14 protein-coding genes are annotated in these 15,505 nt (G+C 50.6%); 12 read left to right on the top strand and 2 right to left on the bottom strand.

Annotated features, from left to right (window positions below; translation table 11 throughout):
* Positions 1 to 75: 75 nt before the first annotated feature.
* From EQM14_RS11870 to EQM14_RS11860, 3 genes are read left to right on the top strand one after another with little or no spacing between them, the layout of a single operon-like run.
* The gene (locus EQM14_RS11870; RefSeq protein WP_128743262.1) at positions 76 to 1,089 is read left to right on the top strand and encodes a methionine ABC transporter ATP-binding protein; all 1,014 of its coding nucleotides are present in this window, start codon (positions 76 to 78) and stop codon (positions 1,087 to 1,089) included.
* Positions 1,079 to 1,738 carry a methionine ABC transporter permease gene (locus EQM14_RS11865; protein WP_128743260.1) on the top strand — a complete coding sequence of 220 codons (660 nt, stop codon included), beginning with the start codon at positions 1,079 to 1,081 and terminating at the stop codon, positions 1,736 to 1,738. Before EQM14_RS11870 ends, EQM14_RS11865 begins: the two co-directional genes overlap by 11 nt.
* Positions 1,739 to 1,771: 33 nt before the next feature.
* Entirely contained in the window at positions 1,772 to 2,698 is a 927-nt protein-coding gene (locus EQM14_RS11860; RefSeq protein WP_128743258.1) for a MetQ/NlpA family ABC transporter substrate-binding protein, read from the top strand.
* Positions 2,699 to 3,002: 304 nt separating this feature from the next.
* Here EQM14_RS11860 and EQM14_RS11855 read toward each other — a convergent pair whose 3' ends face one another.
* Complete coding sequence (locus EQM14_RS11855; RefSeq protein WP_164919070.1) at positions 3,003 to 4,268, bottom strand: YibE/F family protein; 1,266 nt, start codon at positions 4,266 to 4,268, stop codon at positions 3,003 to 3,005.
* A gap of 325 nt (positions 4,269 to 4,593) precedes the next feature.
* Here EQM14_RS11855 and EQM14_RS11850 point away from each other — a divergent pair, with 325 nt between their 5' ends.
* The 9 genes from EQM14_RS11850 (at position 4,594) to rpiB (ending at position 13,791) form a co-directional block, all read left to right on the top strand.
* Complete coding sequence (locus EQM14_RS11850) at positions 4,594 to 6,039, top strand: ABC transporter substrate-binding protein (protein WP_128743255.1); 1,446 nt, start codon at positions 4,594 to 4,596, stop codon at positions 6,037 to 6,039.
* A gap of 146 nt (positions 6,040 to 6,185) precedes the next feature.
* Positions 6,186 to 7,106 (top strand): carbohydrate ABC transporter permease, encoded by a 921-nt coding sequence (locus EQM14_RS11845; RefSeq protein ID WP_128743253.1) that lies wholly within the window; start codon positions 6,186 to 6,188, stop codon positions 7,104 to 7,106.
* Positions 7,107 to 7,120: 14 nt separating this feature from the next.
* Positions 7,121 to 7,990 carry a carbohydrate ABC transporter permease gene (locus EQM14_RS11840; protein ID WP_243112518.1) on the top strand — a complete coding sequence of 290 codons (870 nt, stop codon included), beginning with the start codon at positions 7,121 to 7,123 and terminating at the stop codon, positions 7,988 to 7,990.
* Positions 7,991 to 8,004: 14 nt separating this feature from the next.
* Complete coding sequence (locus EQM14_RS11835; protein WP_128743251.1) at positions 8,005 to 9,138, top strand: ABC transporter ATP-binding protein; 1,134 nt, start codon at positions 8,005 to 8,007, stop codon at positions 9,136 to 9,138.
* 22 nt (positions 9,139 to 9,160) lie between these two features.
* Positions 9,161 to 10,303 carry an ABC transporter ATP-binding protein gene (locus EQM14_RS11830; protein WP_128743249.1) on the top strand — a complete coding sequence of 381 codons (1,143 nt, stop codon included), beginning with the start codon at positions 9,161 to 9,163 and terminating at the stop codon, positions 10,301 to 10,303.
* Positions 10,304 to 10,355: 52 nt separating this feature from the next.
* The gene (locus EQM14_RS11825) at positions 10,356 to 11,432 is read left to right on the top strand and encodes an alcohol dehydrogenase catalytic domain-containing protein (protein WP_128743247.1); all 1,077 of its coding nucleotides are present in this window, start codon (positions 10,356 to 10,358) and stop codon (positions 11,430 to 11,432) included.
* A gap of 183 nt (positions 11,433 to 11,615) precedes the next feature.
* Positions 11,616 to 12,611, top strand: coding sequence for a dihydroxyacetone kinase subunit DhaK (locus tag EQM14_RS11820; protein ID WP_128741725.1), 996 nt, complete (start codon positions 11,616 to 11,618; stop codon positions 12,609 to 12,611).
* An 89-nt stretch (positions 12,612 to 12,700) separates the two neighbouring features.
* On the top strand, positions 12,701 to 13,339 hold the full coding sequence (gene dhaL / locus EQM14_RS11815; RefSeq protein ID WP_128743245.1) for a dihydroxyacetone kinase subunit DhaL: 639 nt from the start codon (positions 12,701 to 12,703) through the stop codon (positions 13,337 to 13,339).
* The gene (gene rpiB, locus EQM14_RS11810) at positions 13,336 to 13,791 is read left to right on the top strand and encodes a ribose 5-phosphate isomerase B (RefSeq protein ID WP_128743243.1); all 456 of its coding nucleotides are present in this window, start codon (positions 13,336 to 13,338) and stop codon (positions 13,789 to 13,791) included. The genes dhaL and rpiB overlap by 4 nt, the downstream gene beginning before the upstream one ends.
* A gap of 90 nt (positions 13,792 to 13,881) precedes the next feature.
* On the opposite strand, the gene EQM14_RS11805 is transcribed toward rpiB, so the two are convergent.
* Positions 13,882 to 15,441, bottom strand: coding sequence for a response regulator transcription factor (locus EQM14_RS11805; protein ID WP_164919069.1), 1,560 nt, complete (start codon positions 15,439 to 15,441; stop codon positions 13,882 to 13,884).
* Between the last annotated feature and the right edge of the window lie 64 nt (positions 15,442 to 15,505).

The raw sequence follows: 15,505 nt of genomic DNA, 5'->3' as shown, positions 1-15,505 counted from the left end.
GGCATACAAGGTAAAACAGGGGGGACCATTCGGAAGGTATGGCGCAAGTCCGGAAGATGAGGAGGTAAGACGCTATTGGGTCAGGCGCTGATTGAAATACACAATCTGAGCAAAACATTCCAGACAAAGGACACAGAGATTCACGCTTTGAACGACATCAGCCTCACGATTGAAAAGGGCGATATTTTCGGCATTATCGGCATGAGCGGCGCGGGGAAAAGCACCTTGGTCCGATGTATGAATATGTTGGAGAGGCCCACGCAGGGGAATGTCCTTTTTGACGGAAAAGACTTATGCAGGCTAAAGGAATCGGATTTGCGCGGCGTGCGCCGATCCATCGGAATGATTTTTCAGCAGTTCAATCTTTTAATGCAGCGTACCGCGCTCGAAAATGTCTGCTTTCCACTGGAAATCTCCGGAATCCACAAATCTGACGCGAAGAAAAAAGCGAGGGAGCTTCTTGACTTGGTGGGGCTTTCCGACAGGGTGGAATCCTACCCCACGCAACTGTCCGGGGGACAGAAGCAGCGCGTCGCCATTGCGCGGGCGCTTGCAACAAACCCAAAGGCGCTGTTGTGCGACGAGGCAACCAGCGCGCTCGATCCCGCCACCACGCAGTCGATCCTCAGCCTGCTGAAAGACATTAACGGACGGCTCGGAATTACCATTGTGATTATTACCCATGAGATGAGCGTAATTGAAAGGATCTGCAACAGGGTCGCGATCATTGACGAAAGCAGGATTGCTGAAACGGGACTGGTGGAAGACATCTTTACAAATCCAAAGACGGCCGCAGCCCACAAATTCGTTTACCCGGACGCGGGAGGCACAGCGGTAAAGATCAGCAAACGCTGTATGCGCATTGTCTTTAACGGCAATTCCTCTTTTGAACCGGTACTGGCCGGCATGGTTCTTGCCTGTAAGGCGCCTGTTAATATTCTTTATGCGGACACAAAAAACCTGAACGGCAAAGCGTTTGGGCAGATGGTCGTGCAGCTTCCGGCAGAAGAGGCGCTGGCGCGGAAAATGTTCCATTATATCCGCGCGAAAGGTCTGACCGCAGAAGAGGTGGATGATTATGTGGGATGAGTCAACCGTTTTAATGCTTCTTCAGGGCATTGGCGAATCCCTGTACATGACGCTGCTGTCAACGCTGTTTGCTTATATGATCGGCTTGCCGGTCGGCATTTTTCTGGTCACAAGTTCGAAAGACGGGCTCCACCCCTGCACAGGGCTGTTCAAAACGCTGGACGTCATTGTAAACCTGACCCGGTCCGTACCGTTTTTAATTCTCTTGGTGGCGATCATCCCATTTACCCGCCTGGTTACCGGCACCATCATCGGTTCCACGGCAACCGTGGTTCCGCTCACCTTATCCGCCGCCCCGTTTGTTGCCCGGCTTGTGGAGTCTTCGCTGAAAGAGGTCGACGCGGGCGTGGTTGAGGCGGCACAGTCCATGGGAGCTTCCAATGTTCAGATCGTATGGAAAGTCCTTCTTCCGGAGGCAAGGCCGTCTCTGCTCGTCGGCTGTGCCATTGCGGTTACGACGGTTTTAGGCTATTCCGCCATGGCGGGTTTTGTGGGCGGCGGAGGTTTGGGCACGATCGCCATCAATTATGGCTATTACCGTTACCAAAACGGAATCATGCTGATGACCGTCGTGCTTCTTGTGCTGATCGTCCAGGTCTTTCAAGGGTTCGGCATGAAAATGGCCGCGTCGTTTGACAGAAGAAAATAGTCAAATCCCATAACAAGTACTGGAGGGTAATTTATGAAAAAGAGTAAATCCGTTTCCGTTTTGCTGGCAGCACTCCTTTCCCTTAGTGCGCTGGCGGGCTGCGCGAATTCCGGCGGCGCCTCTTCCGCACAGACGGCATCTTCCCAGACGGCATCTTCCCAGACGGCATCTTCCCAGGCGGCCTCTTCAGAGGCGCCGGCGGTTTCGCCGGCAGCGTCTTCCGCTTCGGAACAAAAAAAGATCGTAGTGGGCGCTTCCCCGACTCCGCATGCCGAAATTCTGAAGGAAGCGGCAAAACTGCTGAAGGCCAAGGGGTATGACCTTGAAATCAAGGAATTCTCCGATTATGTTCTGCCGAACACCGCATTGGAAGACAAACAGCTCGATGCGAACTATTTTCAGCACCAGCCGTACCTGACCGAATTCAATAAGGAAAGGGGGACCAATATCGTGTCCGCGGGAGCGATTCACTATGAGCCGTTCGGGATTTATGCCGGCAAGACGAAAGCGCTGGCCAATCTAAAAGACGGCGCGACCGTTACGGTGCCCAATGACACTTCCAATGAAGCGAGAGCCTTGCTGCTTCTTCAGGCGAACGGTTTGATTAAGCTCAAGAGCGGGGCGGGCGTTACAGCCACGCAGAGAGACATCGTGGAAAACAAAAAGAACCTGAAGTTCCGTGAGATCGAGGCGGCTCAGCTTGTCCGATCTCTCCCGGACGTGGATATTGCGATCATCAACGGCAACTATGCTCTGGAAGGCGGGCTCAAGGTCGAAAACGCACTGGAGGTGGAAACACCGGATTCGCTGGCTGCCACCACATATGCAAACATCCTTGCGGTCCGAAAGGGCGATGAAAATCGTGAGGACATCAAAGCTCTTGTGGAAGTGCTGAAGAGCGAAGAGATTAAAACATTTATCAACGATACTTTTAAGGGAGCAGTGGTTCCGGTGAACTGAGCCGCCTTTCACAAGTATTAAAAAGGGCGAATTTCTTCCGGCCGCCGGCATCGGGCCTGAAACCGTATGAATTCTAGTTTTCTAGTGTTCATGCGGCTTTTTCATGTTTCTGGAGTATAAGATCCAGCCCCGCCGGAGGCGGGGCTTTGCTATATCGGCCGGTTGGTTTATCCGGCCGTGGCAGTCGTTCCCTGATCCCTTTCAATTCCGAAGAATGAACTCTCCCTACACGGCTGGATTTTAGGTTTGGCTGCGGACCGGAGCGGTGCGGATCCGGCTGGCCTCTTGACGGGGGAGGACCGATTCAACGATAGGGATCATAGTGACCGACATGGCTGGACTTTTTTTCGTGAACGGGGAAGTCCAAATCGCGGTTGCCATTTTGCCGACAGGACACGCGGCTCGTAAGATCTTTTTTGGCGAACGGCTGTCGTTTCTGCTTCTGGAACAGATAAGCCGATATGACCGTGGTAAACGGAATTGTGATCAGCATCCCAAGGCTGCCGATCAGGGACTGGAGAGTCTCAATGATGATTTCTTCCTTGTTCAGCAGTTGAAGAATCGGGTAATGGGACGCAGCATAGATCAGCACCGTGACAAGGCTGCTGCCGATATAGGCGAGGATCAGCGTGTTTGTCATCGTGCCCATAATATCTTTCCCTATCTTGAAGCCCGAATGGATCAGGTCTTGTTTTTTAAAATGATCGTTATTCTCCCGAATTTCTTCCAGAGATGACGCAATCGACATGGCGACGTCCATGGTCGCGCCCAACGCGCCGACCGTGACCATCGCGAACACGACCGCTTTCAGGTCGATCGGACATTGTACAAAGGTCTGCATAATCAAGGAGGTCTGATCGTTATAGGATCCGGTTAATTTCATGACCTTTCCCATGAAAATGTAGAGGAACCCTGAAAATGCCACACCGCCGGAACAGCCCAATGCAGCCGCGAGACTTTTCAGGCCGAGCCCTCCCGTAAGAGTATCAGAGACCGCGATGATATAGACGCAGATTATGACAGTCGACAGATAAACGTTGAATCCCGCCATGATGCACGGGATGAAAACGAAAAAAATTGCCATGCAGGTCAGCGCGAGGGAAAGGACGGTTTTGACTCCTTTTTTACCGCCGAAGAGGAGAATGAGTCCGGCAAAGAGGAGAGACAGCAGAAGCACTTGTCCGATTCGGTCGTAATTTTCGAATGCATACTCCGTCGAGCTTCCAGAGGACAGTATTCCAAGGACGACTTTGTCGTTGACACTGACCTGAGGAGGCATGGTCGCGTTGTTTTTGTAGCAATACTGAGTCGCCTGAACCGCAGTTCCCTTTTCTTTTCCCGCCGCGAGGATGCAGGTGAATTTGACGACGTTGGTATTGGAGTCCGTAGGGTCCGGCGTGACCGAATCGATTTTTGTAACTTTCGCAAATACCTGCTCCTTCAGTTCCGATTCATAATCCGCTACGGTGATCGGCAAAGCGTGCATGGACGCGATTCTGTTCCCGATCAACAGAAAAAACGCGGAGAATAAAAGGATTGCGAGTGTTGATTTTATTTGATTCTGTTTCACTTTCATCACATCCTTTTCATCAAATTTATGTCCGCCGGAAATAGGATATGATGGTTTGTCTCTGAAAGCCGGTTATCCGGGCCTCCGGCAAAATTCCGGAACTTTGGTGAAAACCGGGCTGTGAAATCTTTAGCAAATTAATATCGTTTTGATGGTATTGATAAAATTTTATAAAATGATCGAATCCCGCCTTACAAAAAATAAACAAATTGCTAATAATAAAAAAATAATCAATTTAAAAAAGGCAGGAATTATATTAAAATACTGAGAAGAAAGCTGATAAGGCAAAAATTATATTCATTTTTCGTGTAGGGAGGTTGTATTAATGCACTTCAAGAAGAAAGCTGCAATTTTGTTGACTTTGGCCATGGTGTCAAGCTCCCTGGTGGGATGTTCGGGAGGAAACAGCACTGCCCCAAGCGCCAGCTCCGGAAACACGGCGTCGTCCGCCAGCGCGGAACAAACACAGGCGAAACCGTCTCAGTTTGACTGGAAGAAATACTCCGGCACGACTCTGAAAGTATATTTTGTTCAGCATTTCTGTTCTGCTCCGATCATTGCCAAACTGTCGGAATTCGAAGACAAAACCGGAATTAAGGTTGAGCATACCGTCACCCCGGAAGCAAACTATTTTGACAAGGTTTCCACATCGCTTTCCAGCCGCAGCGGCGATCCGGACGTGTTCATGTCCGGGGCATATCAGTTGTGGGATTATTCTTCGGCAGGTTATGTAGACGATTTGTCGAATTATACCAGCGACGCGGGCGCGACATCGTCGGATTATGATTTTGACGATTTTGTTCCAAGCGTTGTGAATGCTCTGAAATGGGACGGCACCGCAGGCCACAAAGTTGGTTCCGGCCAGCTGCTGGGACTCCCGCTGATGTCTGAAATTTACACTCTTTCCTATAATACAAGAGCATTTAAGCAGTTAAATCTTCAGGTCCCGAAGACTCTGGACGAACTTGCGGACGTCAGCAAAAAATTAAAGAACTGGAACGGCACGGGTTCTTACGGACTGGCAATTCGCGGCGCCCGCGACTGGGGCACGATCCATCCTGGATATATGAGTACATATTCAAACTTCGGCGCGTCGGATTTTGCAATCGAGGACGGAAAACTGGTTTCCAAAGTGAATTCACCGGAAGCGGTAAAAATGACGACTTACTGGACGAATCTGGTGAAAACGGGCTGTGCGCCGGGCTGGTCAAGCTATACCTGGTACGACTGCAGCGCCGACCTGGGAGCAGGAAAAGCGGCTATGATGCTGGATTCGGATTCTGTCGGAGTGCAGCAGAACTGGAAGGGCGCTTCACAGGAGGCGGGAAACCTTGCGTGGGCAACGATTCCTGTTGTGAAAGAAGGAGACACGCCGAAATCCAATTTCTGGACCTGGGCTCTCGCAATGAACAGCGCCTCCAAGAATAAAGGAGCCGCCTGGTATTTCATCCAGTATTTCACATCGAAGGATTTTGCGAAATATGCCACGATTGAAAAGAACAGTCTCGATCCGTGCCGCGAGTCTGTGATTAATTCCAGTGAATACGAAAAAAAGATGAGTGCGCAGACCGGATATCTGGAATCCTTCAAAGCCACCATTGACAATTCCACGATTCTGTTCACTCCGCAGCCGTCGTTTTTTGAAACAACGACGAACTGGGCGGCAACCCTTCAGGACATTGTTGCAGGAAAATACTCGAATGTGCAGGCGGGTATGGACGACTTGAAAAAGAAGATGGATAAGGCGGTCGAGGATGTCGACGTAGGATAACAAAATAGAATTTTGCCCTAAATCAGCTTTTAGAAGAACTGCTCATTTTTTCTCCCCCCAGCGGTATTAAAAATATGCCGCATCAGGCGATTCGGTCCGTGCGGCATATTTGAAATACCTGAGTCTGATTAACGGAGGCAATCGAGATGCCAAGTGAAGGAAAAAATATTCCAGTGAATTACAACGAAATCCCCAGGACCATAAAAAGAAGGCCATATTACATTATTACTCCGGGTATGATCGTATTGATTGGCATTCTGATCCCGTTTATCCTCGCCATTTTCCTTTCATTTACCAATTATTCCTTTAAAAGCATGCACTGGCGTTTTGTCGGGGTGAGAAACTGGACTGACATGCTGACCAATGTGGATTTTTACCACGCCCTTTTAATCACCCTGATTTATGCCGTTTCCGCAACGGTAGTCCAGATGGTTTTGGGAACGGTGATTGCGCTGCTGTTGAAAAAAGACACTTTGTACAGCAAGGTTCTTAAGGTCCTGTTTACTTTTCCGCTGATGGTCGCACCGGCGATTGCAGTCTTGATCTGGCAATTAATGACATCCAACACGGTTGGTGTTCTGGAAAAATTTCTAAATGTTTTTGGAGTTTTTAACTTCCCATGGGCTTCGTCCTACAAGACATCCATGTTTACCGCAGTGTTGATTGATACCTGGGTTAACACGCCGTTTATTTTGCTTTTGGTACTGGCCGGGATTCAGTCACTGCCCAAGTCGCCTTTTGAGGCGGCGCAGGTGGATGGCGCCAGCGCATGGTTTACCTTTAAGACTCTTACATTCCCGATGCTGAAACCGTTCATGTACATTGCGCTTTTGTTCAGACTCATGGCGGCTCTTCAGGAATTCGGAGTTATTTTTTCCCTGTCGAAAGGCGGCCCGGGGGATTCCTTGATGAATATTTCGTTGACGGCTTATATGACGGCGTTTAAATATTCGCGGGTGGGCGTTGCGATGCCTTATCTGCTGGTTTTGTGGGTCATTATCAATTATTCTGCGAAGGCAATTGTCAACAGGCAGCGCAAACTTGCCAGACAGGCCCAGGGATTATAACAGAGGTGAACTGTATGGATAACAATCAAATGGATTCAAAACTGCGAAACAGCTACCAGCGCAGAAAAAAATTCAAAGTCCTTGGGGCGGTCGGCCGCAACCTCGGACTGACTGTTTATGCGGTGTTTGCGTTGTTTCCCCTGCTGTGGATGGTTCTTTGCTCCTTTAAACCGGATACGGAGATGTACAATACGGTTTTCAGATTCCATCCGACAACAGCCAACTATTCCGCGGTCCTGATTGGAACCGATTATTTCAAAGCGTTTTATCAGAATTTTGTCGTTTCGGCCCTTGCCGTTCTGATTACGATCGTCGCGGGGGTGCCAATCGCTTATGCGCTCGCAAGATATAACTTCAAGAAAAAAGAAAATGTCGCTTTCACGATTCTTTCTTTCAAATTCGCTCCGGAGATTCTCGTTTCCCTGCCTGTTTTTCTTATCTTTCAAAAGATAGGGTTATATGACACTTATTTCGGGCTGATCTGGGTCTATCAGCTTGTCACGATGCCGCTGCTGATCTGGGTGCTTCGAGGGTACTTTGAAGATATCAGCGTCGAAATCGAGCAGGCGGCCCAGTTGGACGGATACAGGTGGTATGAGATTTTTCTGAAGACGCTGGTTCCGCTGATTAAGCCGGGGCTTGTTTCCGTGGCGCTGCTTGCCTTTATTTTTGCGTGGAATGACTTTACCTTCCCGCTGATCCTCAGCGGGTCGAGCATCCAGACCATTACCATCACATCCTTGCGTTACCTTGCCTCCGATACGGTTCATTATGGGCAGGTTGCGGTGGCTTCCACCATAGCGGTGCTGCCTGAAGTCATTGCGTGCCTCTTCATTCAGAAACATCTGGTCCGCGGATTGAGCTTCGGTGCGGTGAAAGGATAATGGGGGGTTAAGAGATGGCCCAGATTGAACTGCAAAATATCACAAAGAACTATGGGGAAAAAACAGCCCTCGACGATATCAGCCTTTGTGTAAAAGACAATGAGTTTTTTGTGTTATTCGGCCCGGCCGGAGCCGGGAAGACCACTCTTCTGAAAACGATCGCAGGCATCGAATTTCCTCAGAAGGGCCTGGTGAAAATTAACGACAATATTGTCAATCACGTGGAACCGCTGAACCGGAATGTTTCAATGGTATTTGAAAATTATGCGTTGTATCCGCAGAAAACGGTTTATGACAATATTGCTTCCCCTATGCGCAGCAAGCTTTACAGAGAAAGCGAAGAACATATACGGCAAGCCGTGAATCGGGTCGCCAAAATGATGAGCATCGAGCATCTTCTGGAACGCAGGCCGAGCGAGCTTTCCAACGGGCAGCGCCAGCGTGTCGCCATCGGCAGGTGTCTGGTCAGAAAACCGAATGTTTTTCTGATGGACGAACCGCTTGCTCACCTGGATGCGAAGCTGCGGCATTTCATGCGCAGTGAGCTGAAAGAGATGCAGAGTGCCTTTAACACGACGACGCTTTACGTTACGCACGATTACATGGAAGCCATGTCCCTGGCGGACAGGGTCGCCGTTCTCAACAACGGCCGGTTTGAACAGATCGGCACTTCGAATGAAATGTTCTATCTTCCGAGCAATGAGTTCGTGGCAAAGCTTTTCGGGGAACCGGAAATCAATATTTTCCCGGCGGAACTGAATACAAACGGCGACGCCCTGGAACTGAGGGCATTTGAAGGAAATGTAACCGTTGTTCCATGCGGCGACGTTGTCCCGCAGCTTAAAAAATCGGCTCAAAAGATAGATATCGGCGTCCGGGGAAACGATATCCGCTTCAGTTTTCAGCAGGAGGGCAGGGACTGGGTACGGGGAAGCGTTTATGCAAACGAGCCGATCGGAAATAAAGTGGTCATGACGGTGGACATTTTCGGCACAAGATTTCACCTGGTTGCTCCAAATCATACAAAAGCAGAACTTGACCAGGAAGTTTACATCAAGTTCGATGAAAAGAATCTCATTTTCTTTGACAGCGAAACGCAGAAGTTCATTACCAGAAGCGCTATGAACCGATTTTTGGCAAAATCATAAGCGGAAGGTACGGTGTGAAATTTTGGCACAGTTAACATTAAAAAATATCTATAAAAGATATGACGGGAGAAAAGGACTGTTTCGTAAGAAGGTTCTGAATGATTTTGCTGTAAAGGATCTTTCCTTTTCCTGCAACGACGGGGAATTCGTCGGGATTCTCGGCCCGTCCGGCTGCGGGAAATCGACCACACTCCGCATGCTTGCCGGTTTGGAGCAGATCACCTCGGGGGATGTTTACATCGATGAGATCAGAATCAACGATCTTTTGCCGAAGGACCGGAACATCGGACTTGCATTCGAGGATTATGCTCTGTATCCGCCGCTCAGCGTATACGATAACCTTGCGTTTAACATGAGGGCGAAAAAGATCGGCGAGGAAGAAATCAGGAAATCAATTGACTATGTGGCTCCTCTGCTGAAAGTCGACGATCTGATTCAGATGAAGCCGACGGCTCTTTCAGGCGGGCAGAAACAGAGGGTGAATATTGCGCGGGCCATCGTCAGAAAACCGGGGCTGCTGCTGTTGGATGAGCCCCTGAGCCACCTGGACGGCAAAATGCGCCAGACACTCCGGCAGGAGATCAAGCGCCTGCACCACGAAATCAAATGCACGACAATCATTGTGACGCATGACCAGCTGGAAGCGATGTCTCTGGCTGACCGGATCGTCATCATGAAGGACGGAGAACTGCAGCAGATGGGAACTCCGCTGGAGGTTTACGATGACCCCGGCAATGTTTTCGTAGCGGGCTTTATCGGAGAGCCCCCCATGAACCTTTTGCCTTCCACGATCGTCAGGGCGGATGGCCACTTTTTGTTCACTTTTGAAAACAGCGATGTCCGTATCGAGGTTCCGCAGCGGTACAGAGAGGTTGTCTCTGACGGGATGGATGTCATTCTTGGCGTCCGCCCGGTGGATGTGTTGATTTCCGGCGGTGATTCGGTCAGCACGGCTGTCCCGGTAGCCGTGTATGAAGATCTGGGAGATGAGCGCCACATCAGCGTCAGAATCGGCAAATCCCTGCTCAATATCACGACGGAAAAAGATGTCTATTACCAAAAGGGACAGATCATTCGTTTGATTTTCCACGCGGAACGAACGCACCTGTTTGACCCGAAAACGGGGGAGAGAATTCGTCCCGGCCAAACCTCTAGCGAAAGCTAAGCAGGATTGAAAAGTGATATCCTGCAATTTGAATCAATAAGGAGATAATCTTATGTCAAATTATCCAAAAACAATGAAAGCTCTGGTCGCGTATGGAAAAGAAGATTATCGTCTGGAAACCTCTTATCCGACCCCGGAATGCGGGCCGGACGACATTATTATCCAGACGGAAGGCTGCGGCATCTGCGCGGGTGATTTGAAATGCCGCCAGGGCGCCGCCAGGTTCTGGGGCGATGAAACAAAACCTTCCTGGGTAAGGCCCCCGTTCATTCCCGGACATGAACTCCTTGGGCATATCGTTGAAACAGGCAAAAATATCACGGACTACAGGATCGGCGACAGGGTCACGGCCGACCAGATCGTTCCCTGCGGGAAATGCCGGTATTGCAAAGACGGACACTACTGGATGTGCCAGCCGCATTATCTGCTGGGGTTCCAGAAGGAGACAAACGGCGGCATGGCGGAATACGTCCGCTTCCCCCAAACGGCCATCGTCCATCGGGTCCCCGAAGAACTGCCGTTGGAAAAGGCGCTTCTCATTGAGCCCTACAGCTGTTCCAAACACTGCATCGACCGCGCGCAGATCGGGTGTGAGGATATTGTTGTCATTTCCGGAGCGGGCACGCTCGGCCTGGGTATGATTACCTATGCGAGAATGAAAAATCCCAAACACCTGATTGTTCTGGACATGGAAGATTCCAGGCTGGAAAAGGCGAAGGAGTTCGGTGCGGACATGGTGTTCAACCCGAAGAATCAGGACGTTGTCGCGGAGATTATGAAGCTGACCGGCGGATATGGATGTGATATCTATGTGGAGGCGACGGGACATCCGTCCAGCGTTCTCCAGGGGCTCGCCATGGTCAGAAAACTCGGCCGCTTTGTTGAATTCAGTGTTTTCGCACAGCCGACCACGGTCGACTGGTCCGTGATCAGCGACGAAAAGGAACTGGATGTTCTTGGCGTCCATCTGAGCCCTTATTGCTACCCGTTTGTGATTGACAATATCTGCAACGGAAATCTCAAGACGGACGGCGTGATCAGGACACTCTTCAGCCTTGACGAGTGGGAAAAAGCGTTCGATTATGCGACCGGCAAATACGGTGATTTTAAAATAGCGTTTAAGTTCTGAATTCATTCCTGATTTAAACCGTAAAATTTTGTATTACACCTTGGGGACCGCCGGTTTCGGGAGTAATTAAACTCATTCTCCTCCTTCTTCTCAACTTTTTAAAGCGCCAGCATTGTCCTTTAATCACCGGGGACTCCCGGCGAATCGGCGGCCCCAAAATTTGAATCAAGGGAACGTGATGATATGCAGCGAATTTTAAACAACCCCGACGACATTGTAAACGAAGAACTGGAAGGGTTTCTGAAAGCGCATGCGGATCTGATCGCGGGGACGGAGAATCGGAGGGCGATCCGGTATGCGGGATTTACGGGCGGCCGGGTCGGCGTCGTGACGGGCGGAGGCTCCGGGCACGATCCCGCGTTCATCGGCTACTGCGGAAAAAACATGGTCGACGCGGTGGCGGTCGGGGAAATCTGCTCTTCGCCGACGGCGGTCGCGTTTCTGGACGCCTTCCGCGCGGCGGATGGAAAGAAAGGCGTCGCCTGCCTGTACGGCAATTATTCGGGAGACAACATGAACGTCAAAATGGCCGTCAGAATGGCGAAGAAGGAGGGCCTTGAGGTCAAAACGGTCGTGGCGAACGACGACGTGGCCTCGGCTCCAAAGGATCAGAGGGAAAAACGGCGCGGCGTTGCGGGCGAGATTTTCATGTGGAAGGCCGGGGGAGCGAAAGCGGCGACCGGGGCGTCGCTGGAGGAAGTCATCGCGGCCGCGCAGAAGGCGATCGACAACACCAGAAGCGTTGGGATCGGGCTGACCCCCTGCACGCTTCCCGCCGTCGGGCACCCCAATTTCACGATTGAAGACGGGACCATGGAAGTCGGCATCGGCCACCACGGCGAGCCCGGAATCGAAGTCTGCAAACTGGAAACGGCCTCGCAGATGGCGAAACGCATGACGGGAGTCGTTCTGCCGGATTATCCGTTCACAGCCGGCGACGAAGTGGCGGTTCTGGTCTCCGGCCTCGGCGCCACCCCGGTCATGGAGCTTTACGTCCTGTACGGCGAGATTGAAAAAATCCTGAACGCCGAGGGGCTGAAGGTCCACCGCGCGTATGTCGGCAACTACTTTACCTCCATGGAGATGATGGGCGCGACGCTGTCGGTGATGAAGCTGGACGACGAATTAAAAACGCTGATGGATCTGCCAGTCAATACCGTGGGACTGAAGCAGTTTTAACCCAAAAACTTTTGGCGCGCACGATTCCCTCCGGCCGCGGGCGGGCGGCGGGCAGGGAATCCATCGACTGGCGTTAAGGGAGGAAAAACATGTCAACCTTTCAAAATGCGGAGGGGAAAAGCATTCTTCTCGGGATGGTCAAGGCAATTCAGGAAAATAAAAAGTATCTCGGCGATATCGACGGTCTGATCGGGGACGGCGATCACGGCATGAATATGAATAAAGGCTTCACCCTGTTCGGCGAGCGGATCGCGGACCGTGACATTTCTTTTGCGGAGGGCCTGGACGAACTGAGTACGGTTCTGATGACGGAGATCGGCGGGTCCATGGGGCCGATTTACGGCACGATTTTTGCGGGCATGGCGGAAAGGGGCCGGGACCTGACGGAGATTTCCCTCCGTGATTTTTCCGGAATGGTCGAAGAGGGTCTTTCCGGGCTGCGGGAAATCGTGCAGGCGCAGGTCGGGGACAAGACGCTGATGGATACCCTCGGCCCCGCGGGCGATTCCCTGAAAGAATCCGTGCAGGAGGGCGGAGAGTTCCAAGCGGCCCTTGAAAAAATGAAAACAGCCGCGGAGGACGGGATGAATTCCACCAAAAATCTGGTCGCCAAGTTCGGCCGTTCCAGCCGGCTGGGCGAACGCTCCCGGGGCGTTCTGGACGCGGGCTCGGTATCCTGCTGTATTCTTTTGAAAGCGATGGCGGACGGAATCGAGGCGCTGCTATGAAGCTGATCGTTGGAAGCGACGAAGCCGCGTATGACTTCAAGGAAAAGATCAAGGAGTACCTGATTTCGGAAGGCTATGAAATCGTGGATAAAGGGACTTATGACGGCCGGCCGGTCCTGTACCCGGACATTGCCGTAAAAGTCGCCCAGGCCGTCGCGGACGGCGAAGCGGACCGGGGCATCCTGATGTGCGGCACGGGGATCGGGATGTCGATCTCCGCCAACAAGGTGCCGGGAATCCGCGCGGCGGTGTGCCACGACTGCTATTCGGCGGAGCGGGCAAGGAAGAGCAACAACGCGCAGATCCTATGCATGGGCGCGCGCGTCATCGGCCTGGAGCTTGCCAAGCAGCTTGCCGACATCTGGCTGGCTTCTGATTTCTCCGGGGGCCGCTCTCAGCCGAAGGTTGACCGCATCAGCTACTATGACGATCTGTACAAAAAGCAAAAATAGAAGAACTGGCACCGGGCGTCCGGTGCCAGTTCTTTTTAAAGCCGGTCAGCGGATCGGCCTCATTTCACGGCTCATTTTCCATGCCGTTTCTTATGAAGGGGAAATCTGAATGAATTTGTCCTTATATTCCTTACAAGTTAGTTTTGTCACATCCTTAAATACCTTGCTGAAATAATATGGACTTGAAAATCCGACTTTTTCCGCTATTTCGTAGATCCTCAGATTTGTAGTTTTCAGGAGTTCCTTTGCTTTGCCGATCCGGAACCGCATCAGATAATCGCTGAAATTGATCCCGGTCTCCTGTTTGAACACAAGCGACAGATAACTGCTGCTGATGTTAACTGCTTTTGCGGCGTCCGTTAATGTGATGCTGGAGGAATAGTGGCTTTCGATGAAAGATAAACAGACTTTGATAAAGTAACTGTACCCACAGCTTTTGTTTTGCAGAAGATTCAAGATCTGCGAATACAAATTGTGAACATATTTTTCCGCGATGCTGATGGAGGAGATTCGGTTCAGGCTTTCATAGTCAAAATTCTTGGCGAAAGCGGAATCTTTCTCCCCGCCGGTTCTCTTATAGATCGACTTGGCGAAGGCCAGGAAATCAATATAACAGTTTTTAAAATATTTAAAGTTTTTTGCTTTCCTCAACTGGGTGAAGATGTCCGCAATATATTGATCCAGCCCCGCGGCGTCGCCTTTGTCCACAAACTCCCTGATCGTTTCAATATTTATTTTTTGCCGCATGTCAAAGGATGCGTCCGTTCTGCCGCGATACATGGAGACTGTGTCAGAAATAAAAAAACAGTCCTGTTTTGCCGTTTCCGCTTCCACGAACATTTCGGGAAAACGAAGAAAATTTCCGGGAAGGCTTAAACCTATGTTCAGGTCGACGTTGCTGTACTGTTTGATGTTGCGGGCAAGCATTCTGCTCTGGTTCAGCAAAAGCTCTTTGATATCCGTTTTTGCAAAGGAAACCGGCGCGACCACCGTCGAGATGATTTTATTTTGCATCTGCGTGACATAGGAAAATGCATTGTGGAAATGCAGATCGATTAAGGAACTCAGCATATTGCTTAAAATATTCGCGGTATTGGCCGCAAGCTGGGAGGAATCGCAGGAACAGATCAAGACGACATAGGCGGGTTCGGGGAACAGGCCCTCCGGCGGAACGGCAAACGCGCCGGAAGTGAGGCCGCTGCGTGCGACATCATTGTAGACCTGGCTGCGGATATATTCTTTTTGCCCGCCGTCCAGCTCTGCCAGCGGCTGAGGCTTATTTACAAAAGAAAGCGTACTTAGGGTATCCAGCAAACTTTTTTGGCTTATTTCCGATTTAATCAGATACTGGGAGACGCCGAATTTTATTGCCTGACGGGCGTAATCGAAATCCCTGTAATTACTGATGATGATGATCTGGATTTCCTTGCCCTTTTTCTTGATTTCGGAGATGAGCTCCAACCCGTCCATATCCGGCATTTTAATGTCGGTCATCAATACGTCCGGCTTTAATCTGTCAAACAATTTCAAGGCTTCCAGTCCGTTTGAAGCTTCGCCTACGATATTATAACCGTACTGGGGCCAGTTAATAGTTGTTTTCAAACCTAATCGGACTAAAAATTCATCGTCGACGATTAATACTTTTCGCAACACTATTACACCTCCCAATTTCCAATACGCCAATTATATTCTATATAATTTCTGAATTATTTAA

The sequence above is a fragment of the Caproiciproducens sp. NJN-50 genome (genome assembly GCF_004103755.1).
Lineage (GTDB): Bacteria > Bacillota > Clostridia > Oscillospirales > Acutalibacteraceae > Caproicibacter.
Note: the sequence above shows the minus strand (reverse complement) of the source record. Positions and strands in the feature narration are given on the sequence as shown.